Genomic DNA, 17,943 nt, shown 5'->3' with positions numbered 1-17,943 from the left:
TGCGGCATCACGCTCGCCGCTGCAAGAGGGAACTCCGCAACGGCGAGAGCAATTATCAGGCCACCCGCTTGATGGCATCGCCGAGGATCGACACGATATCGTCGATGTGGCTCTTCTCGACGATGAGCGGAGGCGACAGCGCAAAGCTATCGCCACTCATGCGGAAGTACAGCCCGCGATTGAAGCAGTCGACCATGACGTCGTAGCCACGCACGCCGACCGTACCGTCACGCGGCGACAGCTCGACCGCGCCCATCAGGCCGCAATTGCGGATATCGACGACGTTGGGCAGGCCCTTCAGCGAATGCAGCGCGTCGCGCCAGTATTCAGAGATCGAAGCACCGCGCGTCAGCAGGCCTTCATCCTTGTAGATGTCGAGCGTCGCGATGCCCGCGGCGCAGGCGACCGGGTGCGCCGAATAGGTGTAGCCGTGGAACAGCTCCATCGCGTTCTCCGGGCCGACCATCAGGCCGTCGTGAACCTTGCGGCTCGCAAACACGGCGCCGCAGGGAACGGTGCCGTTAGTGATGCCCTTGGCCGTCGTCATCATGTCAGGCGTGACGCCGAAGAAGTTGGCGGCGAACGGCGTGCCGAGGCGGCCGAAGCCGGTGATGACCTCGTCGAAGATCAGGAGAATACCGTGCTTATCGCAGATGTCGCGCAGGCGCTGGAGATAGCCCTTCGGCGGCGGCAACACCGCGGTCGATCCGGGCACTGGCTCGACGATGACGGCGGCGATGGTCTCGGCGCCATGCAGGGCCACCAACCGCTCGAGATCATCGGCGAGCTCGGCGCCATGCTCGGGCTGATCCTTGGCGAAGGCGTTGCGGGTGAGATCGTGGGTGTGACGGATGTGGTCGACGCCCGGCAGCAGGGTCGCGAAGGCGCGGCGGTTGGCGACCATGCCGCCGACCGAGGTGCCGCCGAAGCCGACGCCGTGATAGCCGCGCTCGCGGCCGATCAGACGGGTGCGGCTCGCCTGGCCGTTGGCGCGGTGATAGGCGAGCGCGATCTTCAGCGCGGTGTCGACCGACTCGGAGCCGGAATTGGTGAAGAAGATGCGATCGAGGCCCTTCGGCGCGATCTCGGCCAGACGCTCGGCGAAGTCGAATGCCAGCGGATGGCCCATCTGGAACGACGGTGCGAAATCCAGCGTCATCAGCTGGCGCTCGACGGCGGCGCCGATCTGCTTGCGGCCGTGGCCGGCATTGACGCACCAGAGGCCGGCGGAGGCGTCGATCACCTTGCGGCCGTCGACGGTGGTGTAGTGCATGCCCTCGGCCGAGGAGAACAGGCGCGGCGCCTTCTTGAATTGCCGGTTGGCCGTGAACGGCATCCAGAACGAGTCGGTCTTGATGGTGTTCGGAATCTGATGAAGGGTCACGGGCCACGCTCCTTTGCTGACCTGCTACCAGAGGCACGGCTTGAAAAGCGCAACAAGTCCTTTTCTGAGAGGCTGCAAGCCATTGATTTGACTGGGGCTGCCGGTCCATATTTGCGCGATCCGCAACACCTGCAACACGGGACAGGGACATGAGCGTCGATATCGGTGGACGGCTGCGATTCATCCGGGCGCGCCAGAAGCTGTCGCAGCGCGAACTCGCCAAGCGCGCCGGCGTCACCAATTCGACGATCTCGCTGATCGAATCCAACCAGATGAACCCGTCGGTCGGCGCCCTCAAGCGCATCCTCGACGGCATTCCGATGGGGCTCGCCGAATTCTTCGCGCTGGAGCCGGAGAGCCGGCGCAAGATATTTTACCGCGGCGAAGAGCTGACCGAGGTCGGCAAGAAGCCGATCTCCTATCGGCAGATCGGCGACAATCTGTTCGGTCGCAGCCTGCAGATCCTGAAGGAGCGCTACGAGCCCGGCAGCGACACCGGGCGCGTTCACCTCGTCCATGACGGGGAGGAAGGCGGCATCGTGATCTCGGGAAAGCTCGAAGTCACCGTCGAGGACGAGCGCCGCATCCTCAATCCGGGCGATGCCTATTACTTCGAGAGCCGGCGTCCGCATCGCTTCCGCTGCGTCGGCGGCAAGCCGTGCGAGGTGATCTCGGCCTGCACACCGCCGACATTTTAAAGTTATCCGCGATCCTACGGAGCCACCGGTATCTTACGGAGCTTGAGCCATCTCAATTTCCGCAGCCTGATCCTCTATATATTTCGAGCCATAGCCAAGCAGCCTCCGCTTTCCGGAGCCGCTTCGTAACAGGGCTCGCTATGAAGATCACGCTCGCAAATGCAGAGGCCGCACTCGATGAAGTGCAGCGCGACAACGACAAGCTCCATTCGGAGGAGCTGCGCAAGGCCATCGCGAACTACATCGAGTCGCAGCGAGAAGCGCTCAAGGCTCTTCGCAAGAAGCTGCACTAGCAGGCGGAGAGCGAGACAGCCTCGCCGGCCCGCGGCCTCAGGCTACGTCAGCAACTCCTCGATCCGGATCGGAAAACGGCGGACACGCACCCCAGTCGCATGCCACACCGCGTTGGCGACCGCGCCCGCACTGCCGGTGATGCCGATCTCGCCGACACCCTTGATACCGAGCGCGTTCACGTGCGGGTCGTGCTCATCGACCGTGATCACGTCGAGCGGCGGCACGTCGGCATTCACCGGGATATGGTACTCGCCGAGATTGGCGTTCATGATCCGGCCCGTGCGGCGGTCGGTGATGGCTTCCTCGTGCAACGCAAAGGACAGGCCCCAGATCATGCCACCGAACAGCTGGCTCTGCACCATACGCGGGTTGACGATGCGTCCGGCGGCGAAAGCGCCGACCATGCGGGTGACGCGGACCTGGCCGAGCTCGGGATCGACCTTCACCTCCGCGAACACCGCGCCGTGGGCGTGCATCGCATACTCCTCCATCGCCGCCGGATTCGGCGCGCCCGTGCCGCGCGCCTCGAGCTCGGCGACGCCGGCGCGCGCGAGAATCTCGGAATAGCTTTCGCCGCGGCTCTCGTCGTCGCGCCGGATCAACCTGCCATCGCGCGCGATCACGCCGGCATTGCCGGCGCCAAACAGCGGCGAGCGCTCATCGTTGGTGGCGAGATCGGCGAGTTTTGCAATCACGGCCGCGCCTGCGCTGTGGATCGCGGCACCCGCGGTTGCCGTGTGTGCCGAGCCGCCGGCGATGCCGGCATCGGGCAGGTCGGATGAACCCGCCTTGAACTCGACGCGGTCGATATCAAGCCCCAGTTCGTCGGCCGCAATCTGCGCCAGCGCCGTCCAGGCGCCCTGCCCCATGTCATGCGCGCCGATTTCCATGGCGCCGGAGCCGTCGCGGCGAAGCACTGCGCGTGCCTCGGCCTGGAACATCAGCGCCGGGAACGTCGCGGTGCCCATGCCCCAGCCGACCAGAAGGCCATCGTCGTCGCGCATCTGCCGCGGCTGGAGCGATCGCTTCGCCCAGCCGAAGCGCGCCGCTCCCTGCTCGTAGCAGGCGCGCAATGCCTTGGACGAGAACGGCTTGCCGGTGATGGGCTCGACCTCGGCATAGTTCTTCAGACGAAAGGCGAGCGGATCGATGCCGCAAGCCCACGCCATCTCGTCGATCGCGCTCTCTAGCGCGATCGAGCCGGTGGCCTCGCCCGGCGCGCGCATGAACAACGGCGTGCCGGTGTTGACGCGCACGGCATCATGCGAGGTGCGGATCGCGGGCGCCGCATAGAGCGTGTGCGAGGCATCAGCCGCGGGTTCGTAGAAATCGTCGAACGTGCTCGACACGGTCCTCGCATGGTGATCGAGCGCGGTCAGGCGCCCCTCGCCATCTGTGCCGATGCGCAGCCGCTGCCGCGTCGGCGCGCGATGGCCGACCGGGCCGTACATCTGCTCACGGCGCAGCACCAGCTTGACCGTTTGCCGACGAGCTTTGCCGCCATGATGCCGAGCACCGGAGGGCCGGCCATGAGCCCCTTCGAGCCGAAGCCGCCGCCGAGGAACGGGCTGCGGATGTGGATCTTGTCGTGCGCGATGCCGAATAATTCGGCAACGCGCGCCAGCGACAGCATGAGACCCTGGGTCGGCATGTCGATCTGCAGACTGTCGCCGTCCCAGGCAGCCACGATCGCATGCGGCTCCATCGCATTGTGATATTGCGGCGGCGTCTCGTAGATCGCGTCGATCCGCTTGTCGGCGGAGGCAAGCCCCGCCTCGACATCGCCGCGGTGATTTTCCGTGGGGTTGCCGACACCGACGACCGGCGGCACGAAGCTTTCACCCGCATCGAGGCCGATGAGCGCGGGCAGCGTCTCGTAGCGCGGCGCCAGCAGCGCCGCGCCTTCGGTCGCAGCCTCCAGCGTCTCGGCGATCACGACGGCGATCGGCTGGTTGGCGTAGCGGACCTCATTGCTCTGCAACACCTCCATCCGGAACACGAAGGGATTGGTCTTGATCTCGGGATCGATCGCGAGCCCAGGCTTGTGGTCTGGCGTCATGACATCGACGACGCCGGGGTGGCGCTTGGCGGCGCTGACGTCGAGCGAAGTCACGCGGCCGTGCGCGATGCTGGAAACGGCCATCACTGCAAACAGCATACCGGGCGGATGATTGTCAGCGGCGTAGGTCGCCTGGCCTTTGACCTTAAGCACGCCGTCGCGGCGGGTCAGCGGCTGGCCGATGTTCGAGCCGTGGCGCAGATGAGCGGGCGCGCTGGTGAGATTAACCTCAGGCATGAATGGCTCCGGACGTCGAGGCAAAGGGAGAGGCCGGCAGCGCGGGGATGCGCGCAGGCGTACCGGCAGCGGCGAGGCTCAGCGCGCGCACGACGATGCGGCGCGCGAGCTCGATCTTGAAGGCGTTGTCGCCGGACGGTTTTGCGTCGGCGAGCGCGCGCGAGGCGGCTTCCTGGAAAGCGTGCACCGTGGGCGCGACGTTCCTGAGCATGTCCTCCGCAGCGCGGGCGCGCCAGGGCTTTGCGGCGACGCCGCCGAGCGCAAGCCGCGCCTCCGCGATCTTGCCGTTCTCGATCCGCAGCGCAGCCGCAGCCGAGACGACGGCGAACGCGTAGGACGTTCTATCGCGGACCTTGAGATAGCGCGCATGAGCGGCAAAGCCGCGCGCCGCGGGCGGCAGACGCACCGCGACGATGAGATCCCCCGGTTCGAGCGCCGATTCACGCTCAGGCGTATCGCCGGGCAGGCGATGCAGTTCGTCGAGCGCGATCTCGCGCCGCCCGTTCCTGCCTTCGATCTCGACGATGGCGTCGAGCGCGACCAGCGGCACGCAGAAATCGGACGGATGCGTGGCGATGCAGTTTTCGCTCCAGCCGAGCACGGCGTGGGTGCGGTTCTCGCCGTCGCGGGCGTCGCAGCCGCTGCCGGCCTCGCGCTTGTTGCAGCGGCTTGCGGTGTCGTAGAAATACGCGCAGCGCGTCCGCTGCAGCAGATTGCCGCCGACGGTCGCGGCATTGCGCAGTTGCGCCGATGCGCCGGAGAGCAGCGCTTCGGCGACGGCCGGATAGGCCTTGGCAAAGTCTGCGTCATGCGCAAGATCGGCGTTGCTCACCAGTGCGCCGATGCGGATACCACCGTCGGCGAGGCGCTCGACCCGATCGAGTCCGTCGAGATGGGTAACGTCGACCAGACGATCCGGACGGCTGACGCCGCCCTTCATCAGATCGAGCAGATTGGTGCCGGCGGCGAGATAGACGGCGCCCGGCTGCGTCGCGGCCGCGACGGCTTCGGCGACCGTGGCGGGCCTGACATAATCAAATTGCTTCATGCGGAGCGCCTCTGATTGGATTCGTCCATGCCGGCCTGCGCGTCGAGCACGGCATCGACGATGCCGGCATAGGCGCCGCAGCGACACAGATTGCCGCTCATGCATTCGCGAATGCGCTCGGGATCGTTGCCGGCCTGTGCCTCGCTCATCATGCCGATCGCGCTCATGATCTGGCCGGGCGTGCAGAAGCCGCACTGAAATCCGTCGTGGGAGATGAAAGCGGCCTGCACGGGGTGAAGCTGGTCGCCGCGCGCCAGGCCCTCGATGGTGAGAATGTCGGCGCCATCATGACTGATGGCCAGCGCGAGACAGGAGTTGATGCGCTTGCCGTCGACGAGAATGGTGCAGGCGCCGCATTGGCCGCGGTCGCATCCCTTCTTGGTTCCGGTCAGGTGGAGGCGCTCACGCAGGAGATCGAGCAGCGTGACGCGCGGATCGTCGAGGACGAAGTCGCGCCGCGCACCGTTCACGGTGAGGCTGATGGAGTGGTTCATACAAGGCTCCGATCAGGAATAGACATGAGTGATCGCGCAGCGCGCCACCGCCGTGGCCGCCGTCGATATGCGCCCCCCGAACATCATCCGGGGCAACGACTTCAGCGAAGATACGGAGGCAGCCTCCGCTTAACAAGGGCCGGCGGGAAATATTTGGAATTCGTCAAAAGCCCGTGCGCATCAGCGCGATGCAGCCCCGTAAGGGTTCAATCTAACCAATTCGTGATCTACATTGCGTGGATGGACGACCACACCACCGACCAGACCCGCAAGCCCCGTGCCGATGCCGTGCGCAATCGCGAGCGCGTGCTCGAGGCGGCCAAGGCCGTGTTCAACGCGGGTGGTCCGGAGGCGAGCCTGGAGGCGGTGGCAAAACGCGCCGGCGTTGGCATCGGCACGCTCTATCGGCATTTCCCGACCCGCGAGGATTTGTTCGAGGCGGTGTACCGGCGCGAGGTCGAGCAGCTCAGCGAGCTCGCCGAGCAGTTGAAGAACGCCAGTGACCCGGTCGACGCGCTCAGGCGCTGGCTGCGCTCAGGAGTCGAATTCGTTGCCACCAAGAAGGGCATGGTGGCAGCCTTGGCACTCGCGGTGCAGAGCGGGTCGGAGTTGCATGCCTTTTCCTTTGAGCGCCTGACCAAGGCGATCGGCTCGCTGCTCGATCGCGCAGCCGCGGCCGGCGCGATGCGCGCGGACGTCAGTCCCGAGGACTTGCTGCGCGCGTTCTTTGGCATGTGCTACATGCACGACCAGCCCGGCTGGCAATCCTCGGTGCTGCGGATGCTCGACGTGTTCGTTGACGGTTTGCGGGTGCAGCCTGCCATGAAAGCCAAGGTCCGCGCGTCCGCCAAGCCTGCGAAGCCGGCTGCAAAGCGGAAGCGATAGCCCTCGAGATGTGCTAGGATCGGCGCCGCCGGGATTTCAACGCGGAGCTTGTCATGCGCATCGCCGCCTTGCTGGTCTTTCTCAGTGTCGCCTTCGGTCCCATCTCAGCGCGCGCCGACGATGTCGCGACGGCACAGAGTATCATCCGCGCCCAGGAGCAGGCATTCGGCCGTGACGACGCGCGCGGGGCCTATTCCTACGCCGCTCCTGCGATCCAGGAGATCTTCCCCGCGCCCGACATCTTCATGTCCATGGTGCAAAACGGCTATCCGCCGGTGTACCGGCACAAGAGCTTTGAATTTGGCGGCAGCAAGAGCGAGGGCAGCCGGATTGCCCAGCACGTCCATATCATCGATGCCAATGGCGAGGCCTGGGAAGCGCTCTACACGCTGGAGCAGCAACCGGACGGCAGCTACAAGATCACGGGTTGTTCGCTGCTGAAGGTGGGACAGGCAGTCTAGGTCGCAAAACCCGGACCGGTCCTGACTGCATTGATCCGCGAGCGGATCAGCAGCGTCAAGACGATGCCGATATTGAGCGCGTTCCACGCCACGCCGTTGGCGAACGCCGCCGCGTAGGAACCTGTCGCGTCGAAGATGACGCCCGAGACCCAGCCGCCGAAGGACATGCCGAACACGGACGCGAAGATCACGATGCCGACGCGGGTTGCGGCCTCGCTCGCCGGCATCGCCTCGCGTACGATGATGGCATAGCTCGGAACGATCCCGCCCTGGAACAGGCCGAACATCGCTGAGATCAAATAGAGCGAGGTCAGGCCGTCGAAGAACAGATAGAACACGAGTGCGAAGCCTTGCGCCACCGCACCGATCAGCAGTGTGGGGATGCCGCCGATCTTGTCGGCGAGGTAGCCCGAGCCGATCCGGCTGACGATGCCGCAGGCCATCATCAGCGACAGCATCTCGGCGCCGCGCGCCACGCCATATCCGAGATCGCCGCAATAGGCGACGATATGCACCTGCGGCATTGCCATGGCGACGCAGCAGGAAATGCTGGCGATCGAGAGCAGCACCGTCAGCGTGTTGGTCGAGAGCTTGAGGTCGACCCGCGGCGGAGCTGCATTGGCATGATCGTGAACCTTGTCGTCGCCCATCTGCGCGCGCAGGACCAGCACCAGGATGGTCATCAGGCTGACGCAGACGAGGCCGATGCCGATATGAGTGAAGCGCCAGCCGATCGTCTGCATGCCCGTGCTCACGAGCGGCGGCCACATCGTGCCGGCGACATAATTGCCGCTGGCGACGATCGTCACGGCCAGGCCGCGATAGCGCTCGAACCAGTGCGAGGCCTCCGCCATCAGCGGCGCAAAGGTCGCCGACGTGCCGAGCCCGATCAGGAAATACGCCGCCACGAACTGCCAGAGCTGGGTCGACAGACCCGCCAGCACATTGGCGACCCCGAGGAAGGCAATGCTGATCGCCATAGCCGCCACGATGCCGAAGCGGTCGGTGATCCTGCCGGCGATGACGCCGCCAAGCCCGAAACCGAACATCATCAGGGTGAAAGCCAGCGACACCGCGCCGCGCGTGGCGGAGAATTCGGCTTGCACCGCGGGAATCATGACGACGATCGCCCACATGCCGACGCCGCCGATCGAGCCGATCAGAAGCGCAATGACGAGGCGCATCCAGGCCTGACGCGAATCAGGGGTGAATGCTTCGGGTGTTTGTCCTGACTGATTTGGTGCGTGCACGGGCGGGACCATGGCCCGCGGATCACCACAGGGTCAACCATTGTGGCGCGATATTGGGCATGCACGGTGCACTGCGGTAAGATGGAGCTTGGCGAACGCGCGTTTTGTCATTATTTTGCAAATCAGCGCATGCAACACGGCGGCGCGGAGAGCATGTCGGCGGAATGTTGCTGCGATTGACACGATCGATGCGGATCAAGGTGGGGCGCTTCATTGCCTTCGCCTATCTGTTCTGCGTGATCGCGCCGGCCGCAAGCCTCGCCTGGGGTAGCGCTCCAGCACCGTGCCTCGACGACGCGCTTCTCGCCGACCGCGTGCCGGTGCATCACCAGATGCAGGCCGGCCACACGCATGACGGCGCCTCGCATGACCACGCCAGGCCGCATGCGCATCATCAGGGCGCCGCGCAGGACGCGCCCCCCACCCCTCATCATCACGGCGGCAAGGGTACGGCGGGACCGTGCTGCGCGATGATGTGCGTGAGCGCGCTGCCGGCCGACCTGCCCAGCGTCGCAAAGTCGCTTCAGCCGGTTTCCGCCTGCTCGCCCGAGATCGTGGCCAGCCTGCACAGCGCGGCGCCGCCCCTGCACTACCGCCCTCCGATCGCCTGATCTGACGCGCGACGACGTCAGGCCGAGCGCGCATCCGCGCGCGCGCACCTGTGGTCTCCAGACAGATCAGGGATGACTCATGCTTACGCTTTCCGGGGCGAAGTCCGCCGCTGCATCCGCGGCGCGGGGACGACACTTTCGATTCAATTGGCCGCTGCTGGCCGCGACGGCCTTGGCGTTGTCCGGCTGCATGCCGGCAACGATACAAGTCGCTGGCGCTGATCCTGCCGATCCCGCGGCCAAGATCGCGCGCGCCGGCTATCGTTCGACGATTGCGCCCTACACCAGCCTGCGGCCCGCGACGCCGGCACCATGGCGCGAGCGCAACGAGAGCGTCGCGCCGCAGCTCAAGCAAGACCGGTAGGAGCGCGCCATGACACATCGTCTCGCGCTAAGCCTGCTCGGTCTCACCTCGTTTGGACTTGCAGGCTGCGCCGCCTTCTCGCCCGACAGCGGCATGAAGGCCGTCTCGGAACTGACGAGCCAGACCATCAACAAGGATGTCGCCTTTGTGCGAACAACCGAAGGAGCCGGCGCGGTCGACGCGCGCGGTCGCCAGCTGCTGTCGCGAACACTCAGCATCGAGACCGCCGTGCAGATCGCACTGCTCAACAACAAGGGGCTTCAGGCCGCTTATAACGAGCTGGCGCTGGCCGAGACCGATCTCGTCGAGCAGAGCCTGCCGCCCAATCCCGTGTTCTCGGTCTCCCGGATCTCGGGCAACGGCGCCAGCGAAATCGAGCGTCAAATTGTCAGCGACATCCTCGCGCTCGCCACCCTGCCGTTCCGCTCGGAAATCGCCCGCGACCGTTTCCGCCAGGCGCAATTGCGCGCAAGCCTGGCGACGTTGCGGCTTGCCGCCGATGTCCGCCGCGCTTATTGGCGCGCCGTTGGCGGCAACGAGATGGTGGCGTTGCTGACGGATGCGAAGGCGACGGCGGAATCAACCGCGCAGCTCGCGGTCAAGCTCGGCGAAACTGGCTCGATCAACAAGCTCGATCAGGCCCGAGAACAGGTGTTTTACGCCGAAACCACCGCCGACCTCGCCACCGCGCGACAGACGGCGACGAGCGCGCGCGAAAAGCTGGCGCGCCTGATGGGGCTGTGGGACGGCGGCCTCGACTTCCGGCTGCCCAATCAACTGCCGCCGCTGCCACGCCGGCCGCAGGCTTTGCCGTCGATCGAAGCCGACGCGGTCGCCCATCGCATCGACCTGCAGATCGCGCGGCTCGAGCTGAGCGCGCTCGCAAAGTCGCTGAACCTCACGGAGGCGACGCGCTTCGTGACCCTGCTCGATCTCGCCGGCATCTCCCGCCGCACCCGGGATCCGGAAGGCGCGCCGTTCCGCGAGCGCGGCTTCGACGTGCAGTTCCAGATCCCGATCTTCGACGGCGGCGAGGTGCGGGTGCGGCAGGCGGCGGAGACCTACAATTTCGCCTTCAACCGGCTGACCGAGCGCGCCGTGAATGTACGCTCCGAGGCACGCGATGCTTATCGGGTCTATCGCTCCGGCTACGACATCGCCAGCCATTATCAGCGCGAGATCATCCCCTTGCGAAAAATCATCACCGAGGAGATGCAGCTCCGCTTCTCCAGCATGCAGGTCGATATCTTCGCGCTGCTCACCGAGGCGCGGCAGCGGCTCGCGTCGCTGCGCGGTGCAATCGATGCCAGGCAAAGATTTTTCCTTGCCCAATCCGACTTGCAGACCGCTGTCAATGGCGGCGGCGCGCCTGCTGACGGCGACAATTCAACCACTCTCGCCGCGGCAGCGCCTGCCGATGGCGGTCACTGACATGGAGGCCAACATGTTTTCCCGCCGAGGATTTTTGGGTAGCGCCGCGCTCGCCGGCGCATCCGTCGTCAGCGGCCGCGCCCAGGCCGCCTCGATTCCGGAAGCCCCGCACATGGACAAGGTCGTGATGCAGCCGCCGCTGCACCCCGTCAGCGGGCCGGACTATCGACCCGTCGTCACGCTGAACGGCTGGTCGCTGCCGTTCCGGATGAACGGCGACTGGAAGGAATTCCATCTCGTTGCCGAGCCCGTGGTGCGCGAATTCGCCGAGGGCATGAAGGTGAATTTGTGGGGCTATAACGGCCAGTCACCGGGCCCGACGATCGAGGCCGTCGAGGGCGACAAGGTCCGCATCTTCGTGACCAACAGGCTGCCCGAATACACCACCGTGCACTGGCACGGCATGATCATTCCCAGCGGCATGGACGGTGTCGGCGGACTTACCCAGCCGCACATCCAGCCGGGAAAAACCTTCGTCTACGAGTTCGAGATGAGGAAGAGCGGGACCTTCATGTACCATCCGCATTCGGACGAGATGGTGCAGATGGCGATGGGCATGATGGGCATGGTCGTCGTGCATCCGCGCGACCCGAGCTTTCGGGCCGTGGACCGCGACTTCGTCTTCGTCATGAGCACCTATCGCGTCGATCCCGGCACTTATCTGCCGAAGGTCAACGAGATGACCGACTTCAACATGTGGACCTGGAATGCGCGGGTGTTTCCCGGCATCGATCCGCTGCCGGTCAGGCTCGGCGACAAGGTGCGCGTGCGCATCGGCAATCTCAGCATGACCAACCATCCGATCCATTTGCACGGCCACAGCTTTGCGGTGACCTGCACCGACGGCGGCTGGATTCCGGAGAGCGCGCAATATCCGGAGACGACGACGGACGTACCGGTCGGCGCTGTCAGGGTGTTCGACGTGCTCGCCGACAACCCCGGCGACTGGGCGTTCCACTGCCACAAGTCGCATCACACCATGAATGCGATGGGACACGACATGCGCAATATGATCGGGGTGTCGCGCAAGGATCTCGTCAAGGCGGTCGGCAAGCTCGCGCCTGACGGCATGGCGATGGGCTCGACCGGCATGGCGATGGGCAACATGGAGATGCCCGCGCCCGACAACACGCTGCCGATGATGACCGGCACCGGTCAGTTCGGCCCGATCGAGATGGGCGGCATGTTCACGGTGATGAAGATCCGCGAAGGCCTCGCGCGGGACGATTATCGCGATCCCGGCCCCTACCAATTCCCGCAGGGCACCGTCGCCTACGAGGTCACGCCGCCGGCCCCGGAGCCCGTGCGGCAACAACCAGGCGGACCGCCGATGAAGAACATGAAGATGTGAGCGTTTCGATGAACCACCACCAACTGGAGCTACCAATGAAGACGACGATCAAGCTCGGTCTCGCGCTGGCCGCGCTTTCCACCGCGCCGGCCTTGGCCCACGACCAGCACGGGCACGGCACCTTTTCGGCCGGCGAGCCCGGCGATCCCAAAAAGCCCGCGCGCACCATCGAGATCCTGCTGAACGAGATGGACTATGCCCCCGCCAGGATCGAGGTCAAACGCGGCGAGCAGATTCGCTTCGTGCTGCGCAATGTCGGTAAGGAGGACCATGAATTCCTGCTCGCCACCACAAAGGAGAATCTCGCGCATGCGGTGGAGATGAAGAAGCACCCGCACATGGAGCATGACGATCCCAACGGGGTCAGGCTCGCGCCGAGCAAGACAGCCGAGATCCTCTGGAAGTTCAGCAAGGCCGGCACGTTCGAATTTTCCTGCCTGATTCCCGACCACCGCGACTACGGCATGGTCGGCCACGTCACCGTGAAGTAACGCAAGGGAGGCTCCCATGAACCGCATCATCCGTATCGCCGCCGCGCTGGCGCTGGCCGTCGGCCTTGCCACAGGTGCCCTGGCAGCCCAGGGCGCCGCGATCAGCGGCGAGGTCAAGAAGATCGACGAGGGCGCCGGCAAGATCACGCTCAAGCACGGGCCCGCGAAGAACCTCGGCATGGATGAACCCATGACCATGATCTACCGCGTCAAGGACCCGGCCGTGCTCAAGCAGGTGAAGGTCGGCGACAAGGTGACTTTCGAAGCCGAAGAGGCGACTTCGGGCTATACGGTGACCCGGATGGAGAAGGCGAAGTAGGGCCACTTCCTCCGTCCGCCGATATCGGCCCCAGACGCTTCCACAAATCATGGCCGGGCTCGTCCCGGCCATCCACGCCTTCGGCGGGACAAGCCGGGCATGACGACTGCTTGCCTGCCAGATGGCCGAAATACCCCGGTCAGCCCCCATGCCGCACCCTTTATTAACCCTTTGCTAACCATACACCCGGCAAGAATTGCCCAGTGGAGTCGAGTGTCGTCAGCCGCGTAGAACGGGAGCTCCCGTGGACGCCAGTGCGGTGCCTCACTTTCGGAACGGCGGCCCCTCGGCCGCCGCGCAGACATTTGGGGCGCGCGGACGGCAGTCGCGCGGAGGGGCAGCTACCATGGTCGACGTCACCGCAGGACAGGGCGTAGGCAGCACGAACGCCGGTTTCCCGACCCTTGCCGAAGTCGGCAACATCCTCAAGCGCGGCGATATCGCGCTCGCGCTCGGCGTTCTCACCATCCTGGTGGTGCTGATCCTTCCGCTGCCTGCGATAGTGCTGGACCTGTTCCTGGCGATTTCGATCACACTCTCGATCCTGATCCTGATGACGTCGCTGTTCATCCAGGCGCCGCTGGAATTCTCCGCTTTTCCGACCGTTCTGCTGATCTCGACCATGCTGCGGCTGTCGCTCAACATGGCCTCGACCCGCCTGATCCTGTCGCACGGGCACGAGGGCACGGATGCCGCCGGTCACGTCATCGAAGCCTTCGGCAGCTTCGTGATGGGCGGCAATTTCGTCATCGGCATCATCGTCTTCGCCATCCTGATCATCGTCAACTTCGTCGTCATCACCAAGGGTTCGGGCCGTATCGCCGAAGTCGCGGCACGCTTCCACCTCGACGCCATGCCCGGCAAGCAGATGGCGATCGACGCCGACCTCTCCGCCGGCCTGATCGACGAGACGGTCGCCAAGCAGCGGCGCAAGGATTTGGAGGACGAGAGCGGCTTCTTCGGCGCCATGGACGGTGCCTCCAAATTCGTCCGCGGCGATGCCATCGCCGGCCTCCTGATCGTCTTCATCAACGTCGTCGGCGGCATGATCATCGGCGTGGCGCAGCAGGGTCTGTCCTTTGCCGATGCCGGCCGCAGCTACACGCTGCTGACCGTCGGTGACGGCCTCGTCACCCAGGTGCCGGCGCTGATCGTTTCGACCGCGGCCGGCCTGCTCGTCTCCAAGGCCGGCGTGTCCGGCGCCGCCGACAAGGCGTTGATGAAGCAGTTCTCCGGATATCCGCAGGCGCTCGCGATGTCCGCGGCGGTCATGCTGGTGCTGGCGGCCCTGCCGGGCATCCCGACCCTTCCCTTCCTGGCGCTCGGCTCCGGCGCCGGTGCGCTCGCCTGGCACGCCCGCAACCGCAACCGGGCGACTGCCAGGGCTGAGGAAGTCGCGAAGACCGCACCTGCGCCGGGAACGCCGGGCGCAGCCGGCTCCGCTGCGGCGGAGGAGCCGATCTCCGCGGCGTTGAAGATCGACGATCTCAAGATCGAGCTCGGCTATGCCCTGCTGCCGCTGGTCAACGGCCCCGACGGCACCGATCGCCTCACCGAGCAGATCAAGGCGCTGCGCCGCTCGCTCGCGATCGAGATGGGTTTTGTGATGCCCGCCGTGCGCATCCTCGACAACGTCCAGCTCGAAGCCAACACCTACATCATCAAGATCAAGGAGGTCGACGCCGGCACCGGCAAGATCTGGCCGAACCAGTTCATGGTCATGGACCCCGGCGGCAGCCAGGTGCAGGTGCCCGGCATCCACACCACCGAGCCGACCTTCGGCCTGCCCGCGACCTGGGTCGATGCCAGCCTCAAGGAGGAGGCCTCGCTCAAGGGCTATACCGTCGTCGACGCCGCGACCGTGCTCTCGACCCACCTCACCGAGCTGCTCAAGGCCAACATGTCGGACCTGCTCTCCTATGGCGAGGTGCAGAAGCTGCTCAAGGAGCTGCCGAAGGAGCAGGGCGAGCTGGTTAAGGACATCGTGCCCGGACAGGTCACCGTCTCCGGCATCCAGCGCGTGCTGCAGCTGCTGCTCGCCGAGCGCATCTCGATCCGCGACCTCTCGACCATCCTCGAAGGCATCGCCGACTCGCTCGCCTTCTCGCGCAATCCGGCCACCATGGTCGAGCACGTCCGCGCCCGCCTGGCGCGGCAGATCTGTGCGCAGAACACCTCTTACAGCGGCTACCTGCCGCTGATCGCGCTGTCGGCCCGTTGGGAACAAGCCTTCGCCGAATCCATTATCGGCCAGGGCGAGGAGCGCAGCCTCGCGATGCAGCCCTCGAAGCTGTCGGAGTTCATGACCGGCGTGCGCGACGCCTTCGAGCGCGCGGCGCGTGAAGGCGAGGCCCCGGTGCTGGTCACCTCTGCGGCAATTCGTCCCTTCGTGCGTTCCCTGGTCGAGCGGTTCCGGGCCCAGACGACCGTGCTGTCGCAGGCTGAAATCCACCCCAGGGCGAGGTTGAAAACGGTCGGAAGCATCTGATTTGCCTTAAGAAGCCGTGTGTTTTTTGGCCACAGGCAAATGGTTTTTCAGGTTTTGGCGCCTTGCCGATCGACGGCGGGCAAGGCGCTTGGCAGACACATTACAGCTTTGAAATAATTGCTAAATTGCACGATAGGGTCGTTTTCTGATCGCGGCTTCTCACGTCCTGTCACGCCCTTGTGATCGCCTCTTGGGAACGAATCCCCCCAATACTAGGTTGTTGGGCACCGGAAGCATGAATCTGCCCAAGCACGCAGGCGACTACTTCGGGTAGATGGCGGCAGGAGCCTTCCATGAACCACTCGATTTACAGCGCAGATCGCTCGACCCACCTCAAGATCGTGGTTGTCGCGCTCGTTGCCGGCATCACGGTGGCGGGTCTCGGGATCACCGCGCGTACGAGTTCAGATGACGGCCTGACCCAGACCGCTCGCGTCATGAAGGCGGGCAAGCCGATCGCTATCACCAGCTCGAACGTTTCCCTCGTTCGCTAAGGAGATTTGAGTTTCAGGAATTCACGCGGCTCTTTATCAGCCCCCCAAAGTCGCCACGTGGATATGTAGACGACCCCAACCCCAAGTCGACTACAGAAAGCGCCCGCCCCCCACGGGCGCTTTCTCATGTCTGGGGTATGTCGTCACCGTGAGCGCACGCGCGTGCAGCTGCGTCATTGCGAGGAGCTCTTGCGACGAAGCAATCCAGAATCCCTCCGCAGAGACATTCTGGATTGCTTCGTTACGCTCGCAATGACGATGGAAAACGTACCGCCGTCATCCCGCAACAGGCACGGATACTACCGCGCCCCATACGTCGGCGGCGGCGCCTGCACGGTTGGGACTGCCGCAGCGAATAGCTCGTCCTTGCTGCCCGACAACGGCGGATAGATGCGCTTGCGGTTGATCGTCTGCTTGGTTGCCTTCGCGGCCGCGCCGGTGGCGCGGACTTCGCGGTCCCACCCTTCCGTATAGAGTGCGCCCCAGCCGCCGAGATCGAGCACGGTCACGTACCAGTCTATCCGCAGCGGCAGCATCGGCAGGCCCGCGAGATCGGCGACCACATTGTGGCCGGCGAAGCGGCCCATCGGACGCGCGAACTGGCAGGACATCACGGTCGGATGCAAGCCGTCGACCACGCTCGAGGCGACGTCGCCGGCCGCGAACACGCCGCCGGCATCCGCAACCCGCATCATGGGATCGACCAGAAGACGCCCGAGGCGATCGCGTGCGTCCGGAAAGCTTGCGGCCAAGGGGCTCGCGCGCATCCCGGCACACCAGATCACCGTCCGCGTCGGAATGAATTCGCCCGAGCTCAGCCGCAGTCCGGCGGCCTCGACGGAGACGACGCGCACGCCGAGCCGCGTCTCGACGTCAAGCGAGGCCAACGCCGTCGCGATGACGGGACGCGCATGCGCGCCGATCGTGGCGCCCACCACCGGATTGGGATCGACCAGGATGATGCGGCGGCTGCCGGTAATGCCGGCGCGCGCCAGCCTGTCGGGCATCTCGGCCGCGACCTCGATGCCGGTGAAGCCGGCGCCGACCACGACGATCGTCGAGCGCCCCGGCGCGGGCACGCTGCGTCCGAGCGAGGTGAGATGATCCTCGAGGTGGCGCGCCGCTGAATAAGTGTCGACATCGAAAGCATGCTCGGCAATCCCGGGAATGTCGGGACGCATCACTTCGCTGCCGAGCGCCAGCACCAGCCGGTCATAAGCCAGCGTCTCGTCGCCGCCTCCCGTGACCAGCGAAATCTCGCGCCGTGCCGGATCGATGGCTTCGACCTCGCCGATCCCGTGACTGACGCCGATCGGATCGAGCAGCTGCGGCAGCGGAAGCGCGACCTCGCTGAGATCGGCCTCGTAATTGCGGACGCGGATGTTGTGGTAGGGATTGCGATCGATGACACGGATCTCGATGTCACGGCCGGCCGCGCCGATCTCCTCGCGCTTGCGTGCGGCACCGATGGCCGCCCACAGACCTGCAAACCCGGCGCCGAGCACGACGATACGCGCCATGTCCGTTGACTGCATTTCCCAAGAGAGCGACGACGAAGCGACGAACGATCAAGCTGTCTGACCG

The 17,943-nt window shown here is 65.3% G+C and carries 17 protein-coding genes and 1 pseudogene; 12 read left to right on the top strand and 6 right to left on the bottom strand.

Going from position 1 to position 17,943, the window contains the following annotated elements; translation table 11 throughout:
• Positions 1-55 precede the first annotated feature (55 nt).
• Positions 56-1,384: an omega-aminotransferase AptA gene (gene aptA / locus IVB19_RS07165; protein WP_247821173.1), complete on the bottom strand. Its 1,329-nt coding sequence runs from the start codon at positions 1,382-1,384 to the stop codon at positions 56-58.
• Between the two features lie 149 nt (positions 1,385-1,533).
• Between aptA and relB the strand changes: the two genes are divergently transcribed.
• Both relB and IVB19_RS07155 read left to right on the top strand, forming a co-directional pair.
• Complete coding sequence (gene relB, locus IVB19_RS07160) at positions 1,534-2,082, top strand: type II toxin-antitoxin system RelB family anti-toxin (RefSeq protein ID WP_007600574.1); 549 nt, start codon at positions 1,534-1,536, stop codon at positions 2,080-2,082.
• A gap of 140 nt (positions 2,083-2,222) precedes the next feature.
• Positions 2,223-2,375, top strand: a complete 153-nt coding sequence (locus IVB19_RS07155; RefSeq protein WP_018455699.1) for a hypothetical protein — start codon at positions 2,223-2,225, stop codon at positions 2,373-2,375.
• A gap of 42 nt (positions 2,376-2,417) precedes the next feature.
• On the opposite strand, the pseudogene IVB19_RS07150 reads toward IVB19_RS07155, so the two are convergent.
• The 3 genes and pseudogenes from IVB19_RS07150 to IVB19_RS07140 form a co-directional block, all read right to left on the bottom strand.
• Positions 2,418-4,672 (bottom strand): annotated as a pseudogene (locus IVB19_RS07150) (xanthine dehydrogenase family protein molybdopterin-binding subunit).
• The gene (locus tag IVB19_RS07145) at positions 4,665-5,720 is read right to left on the bottom strand and encodes an FAD binding domain-containing protein (RefSeq protein WP_247294681.1); all 1,056 of its coding nucleotides are present in this window, start codon (positions 5,718-5,720) and stop codon (positions 4,665-4,667) included. The pseudogene IVB19_RS07150 and the gene IVB19_RS07145 overlap by 8 nt, the downstream one beginning before the upstream one ends.
• A complete protein-coding gene (locus IVB19_RS07140; protein ID WP_018455702.1) occupies positions 5,717-6,214 on the bottom strand; it encodes a (2Fe-2S)-binding protein in 498 nt (165 codons plus the stop codon). Before IVB19_RS07140 ends, IVB19_RS07145 begins: the two co-directional genes overlap by 4 nt.
• 240 nt (positions 6,215-6,454) lie before the next feature.
• Between IVB19_RS07140 and IVB19_RS07135 the strand changes: the two genes are divergently transcribed.
• The gene (locus tag IVB19_RS07135) at positions 6,455-7,099 is read left to right on the top strand and encodes a TetR/AcrR family transcriptional regulator (protein ID WP_247294712.1); all 645 of its coding nucleotides are present in this window, start codon (positions 6,455-6,457) and stop codon (positions 7,097-7,099) included.
• 53 nt (positions 7,100-7,152) lie between these two features.
• Complete coding sequence (locus IVB19_RS07130) at positions 7,153-7,560, top strand: DUF4864 domain-containing protein (protein WP_247294684.1); 408 nt, start codon at positions 7,153-7,155, stop codon at positions 7,558-7,560.
• On the opposite strand, the gene IVB19_RS07125 is transcribed toward IVB19_RS07130, so the two are convergent.
• Complete coding sequence (locus tag IVB19_RS07125) at positions 7,557-8,822, bottom strand: MFS transporter (protein WP_026233006.1); 1,266 nt, start codon at positions 8,820-8,822, stop codon at positions 7,557-7,559. The two genes, IVB19_RS07130 and IVB19_RS07125, sit on opposite strands and share 4 nt — an antisense overlap.
• A gap of 176 nt (positions 8,823-8,998) precedes the next feature.
• Between IVB19_RS07125 and IVB19_RS07120 the strand changes: the two genes are divergently transcribed.
• The 8 genes from IVB19_RS07120 to IVB19_RS07085 all read left to right on the top strand — a co-directional run bounded on the left by IVB19_RS07120 (position 8,999) and on the right by IVB19_RS07085 (position 16,359).
• Positions 8,999-9,421 (top strand): hypothetical protein, encoded by a 423-nt coding sequence (locus tag IVB19_RS07120; RefSeq protein ID WP_018455707.1) that lies wholly within the window; start codon positions 8,999-9,001, stop codon positions 9,419-9,421.
• Positions 9,422-9,500: 79 nt separating this feature from the next.
• Positions 9,501-9,785, top strand: coding sequence for a hypothetical protein (locus IVB19_RS07115; RefSeq protein WP_018455708.1), 285 nt, complete (start codon positions 9,501-9,503; stop codon positions 9,783-9,785).
• A 9-nt stretch (positions 9,786-9,794) separates the two neighbouring features.
• Positions 9,795-11,216 (top strand): TolC family protein, encoded by a 1,422-nt coding sequence (locus IVB19_RS07110; RefSeq protein WP_247821172.1) that lies wholly within the window; start codon positions 9,795-9,797, stop codon positions 11,214-11,216.
• Positions 11,217-11,229: 13 nt separating this feature from the next.
• A complete protein-coding gene (locus IVB19_RS07105; protein ID WP_247294688.1) occupies positions 11,230-12,567 on the top strand; it encodes a copper oxidase in 1,338 nt (445 codons plus the stop codon).
• A gap of 35 nt (positions 12,568-12,602) precedes the next feature.
• Positions 12,603-13,058 (top strand): cupredoxin domain-containing protein, encoded by a 456-nt coding sequence (locus IVB19_RS07100; protein ID WP_085383679.1) that lies wholly within the window; start codon positions 12,603-12,605, stop codon positions 13,056-13,058.
• A 16-nt stretch (positions 13,059-13,074) separates the two neighbouring features.
• Entirely contained in the window at positions 13,075-13,377 is a 303-nt protein-coding gene (locus IVB19_RS07095) for a copper-binding protein (protein ID WP_085357864.1), read from the top strand.
• A 346-nt stretch (positions 13,378-13,723) separates the two neighbouring features.
• On the top strand, positions 13,724-15,865 hold the full coding sequence (gene flhA / locus IVB19_RS07090) for a flagellar biosynthesis protein FlhA (protein WP_085383680.1): 2,142 nt from the start codon (positions 13,724-13,726) through the stop codon (positions 15,863-15,865).
• 293 nt (positions 15,866-16,158) lie between these two features.
• Entirely contained in the window at positions 16,159-16,359 is a 201-nt protein-coding gene (locus tag IVB19_RS07085) for a hypothetical protein (protein WP_247294690.1), read from the top strand.
• 299 nt (positions 16,360-16,658) lie between these two features.
• Here IVB19_RS07085 and IVB19_RS07080 read toward each other — a convergent pair whose 3' ends face one another.
• On the bottom strand, positions 16,659-17,879 hold the full coding sequence (locus IVB19_RS07080) for an NAD(P)/FAD-dependent oxidoreductase (RefSeq protein ID WP_247294692.1): 1,221 nt from the start codon (positions 17,877-17,879) through the stop codon (positions 16,659-16,661).
• Between the last annotated feature and the right edge of the window lie 64 nt (positions 17,880-17,943).

Source organism: Bradyrhizobium sp. 187 (assembly GCF_023101005.1).
Classification (GTDB): domain Bacteria; phylum Pseudomonadota; class Alphaproteobacteria; order Rhizobiales; family Xanthobacteraceae; genus Bradyrhizobium; species Bradyrhizobium canariense_D.
Note: the sequence above shows the minus strand (reverse complement) of the source record. Positions and strands in the feature narration are given on the sequence as shown.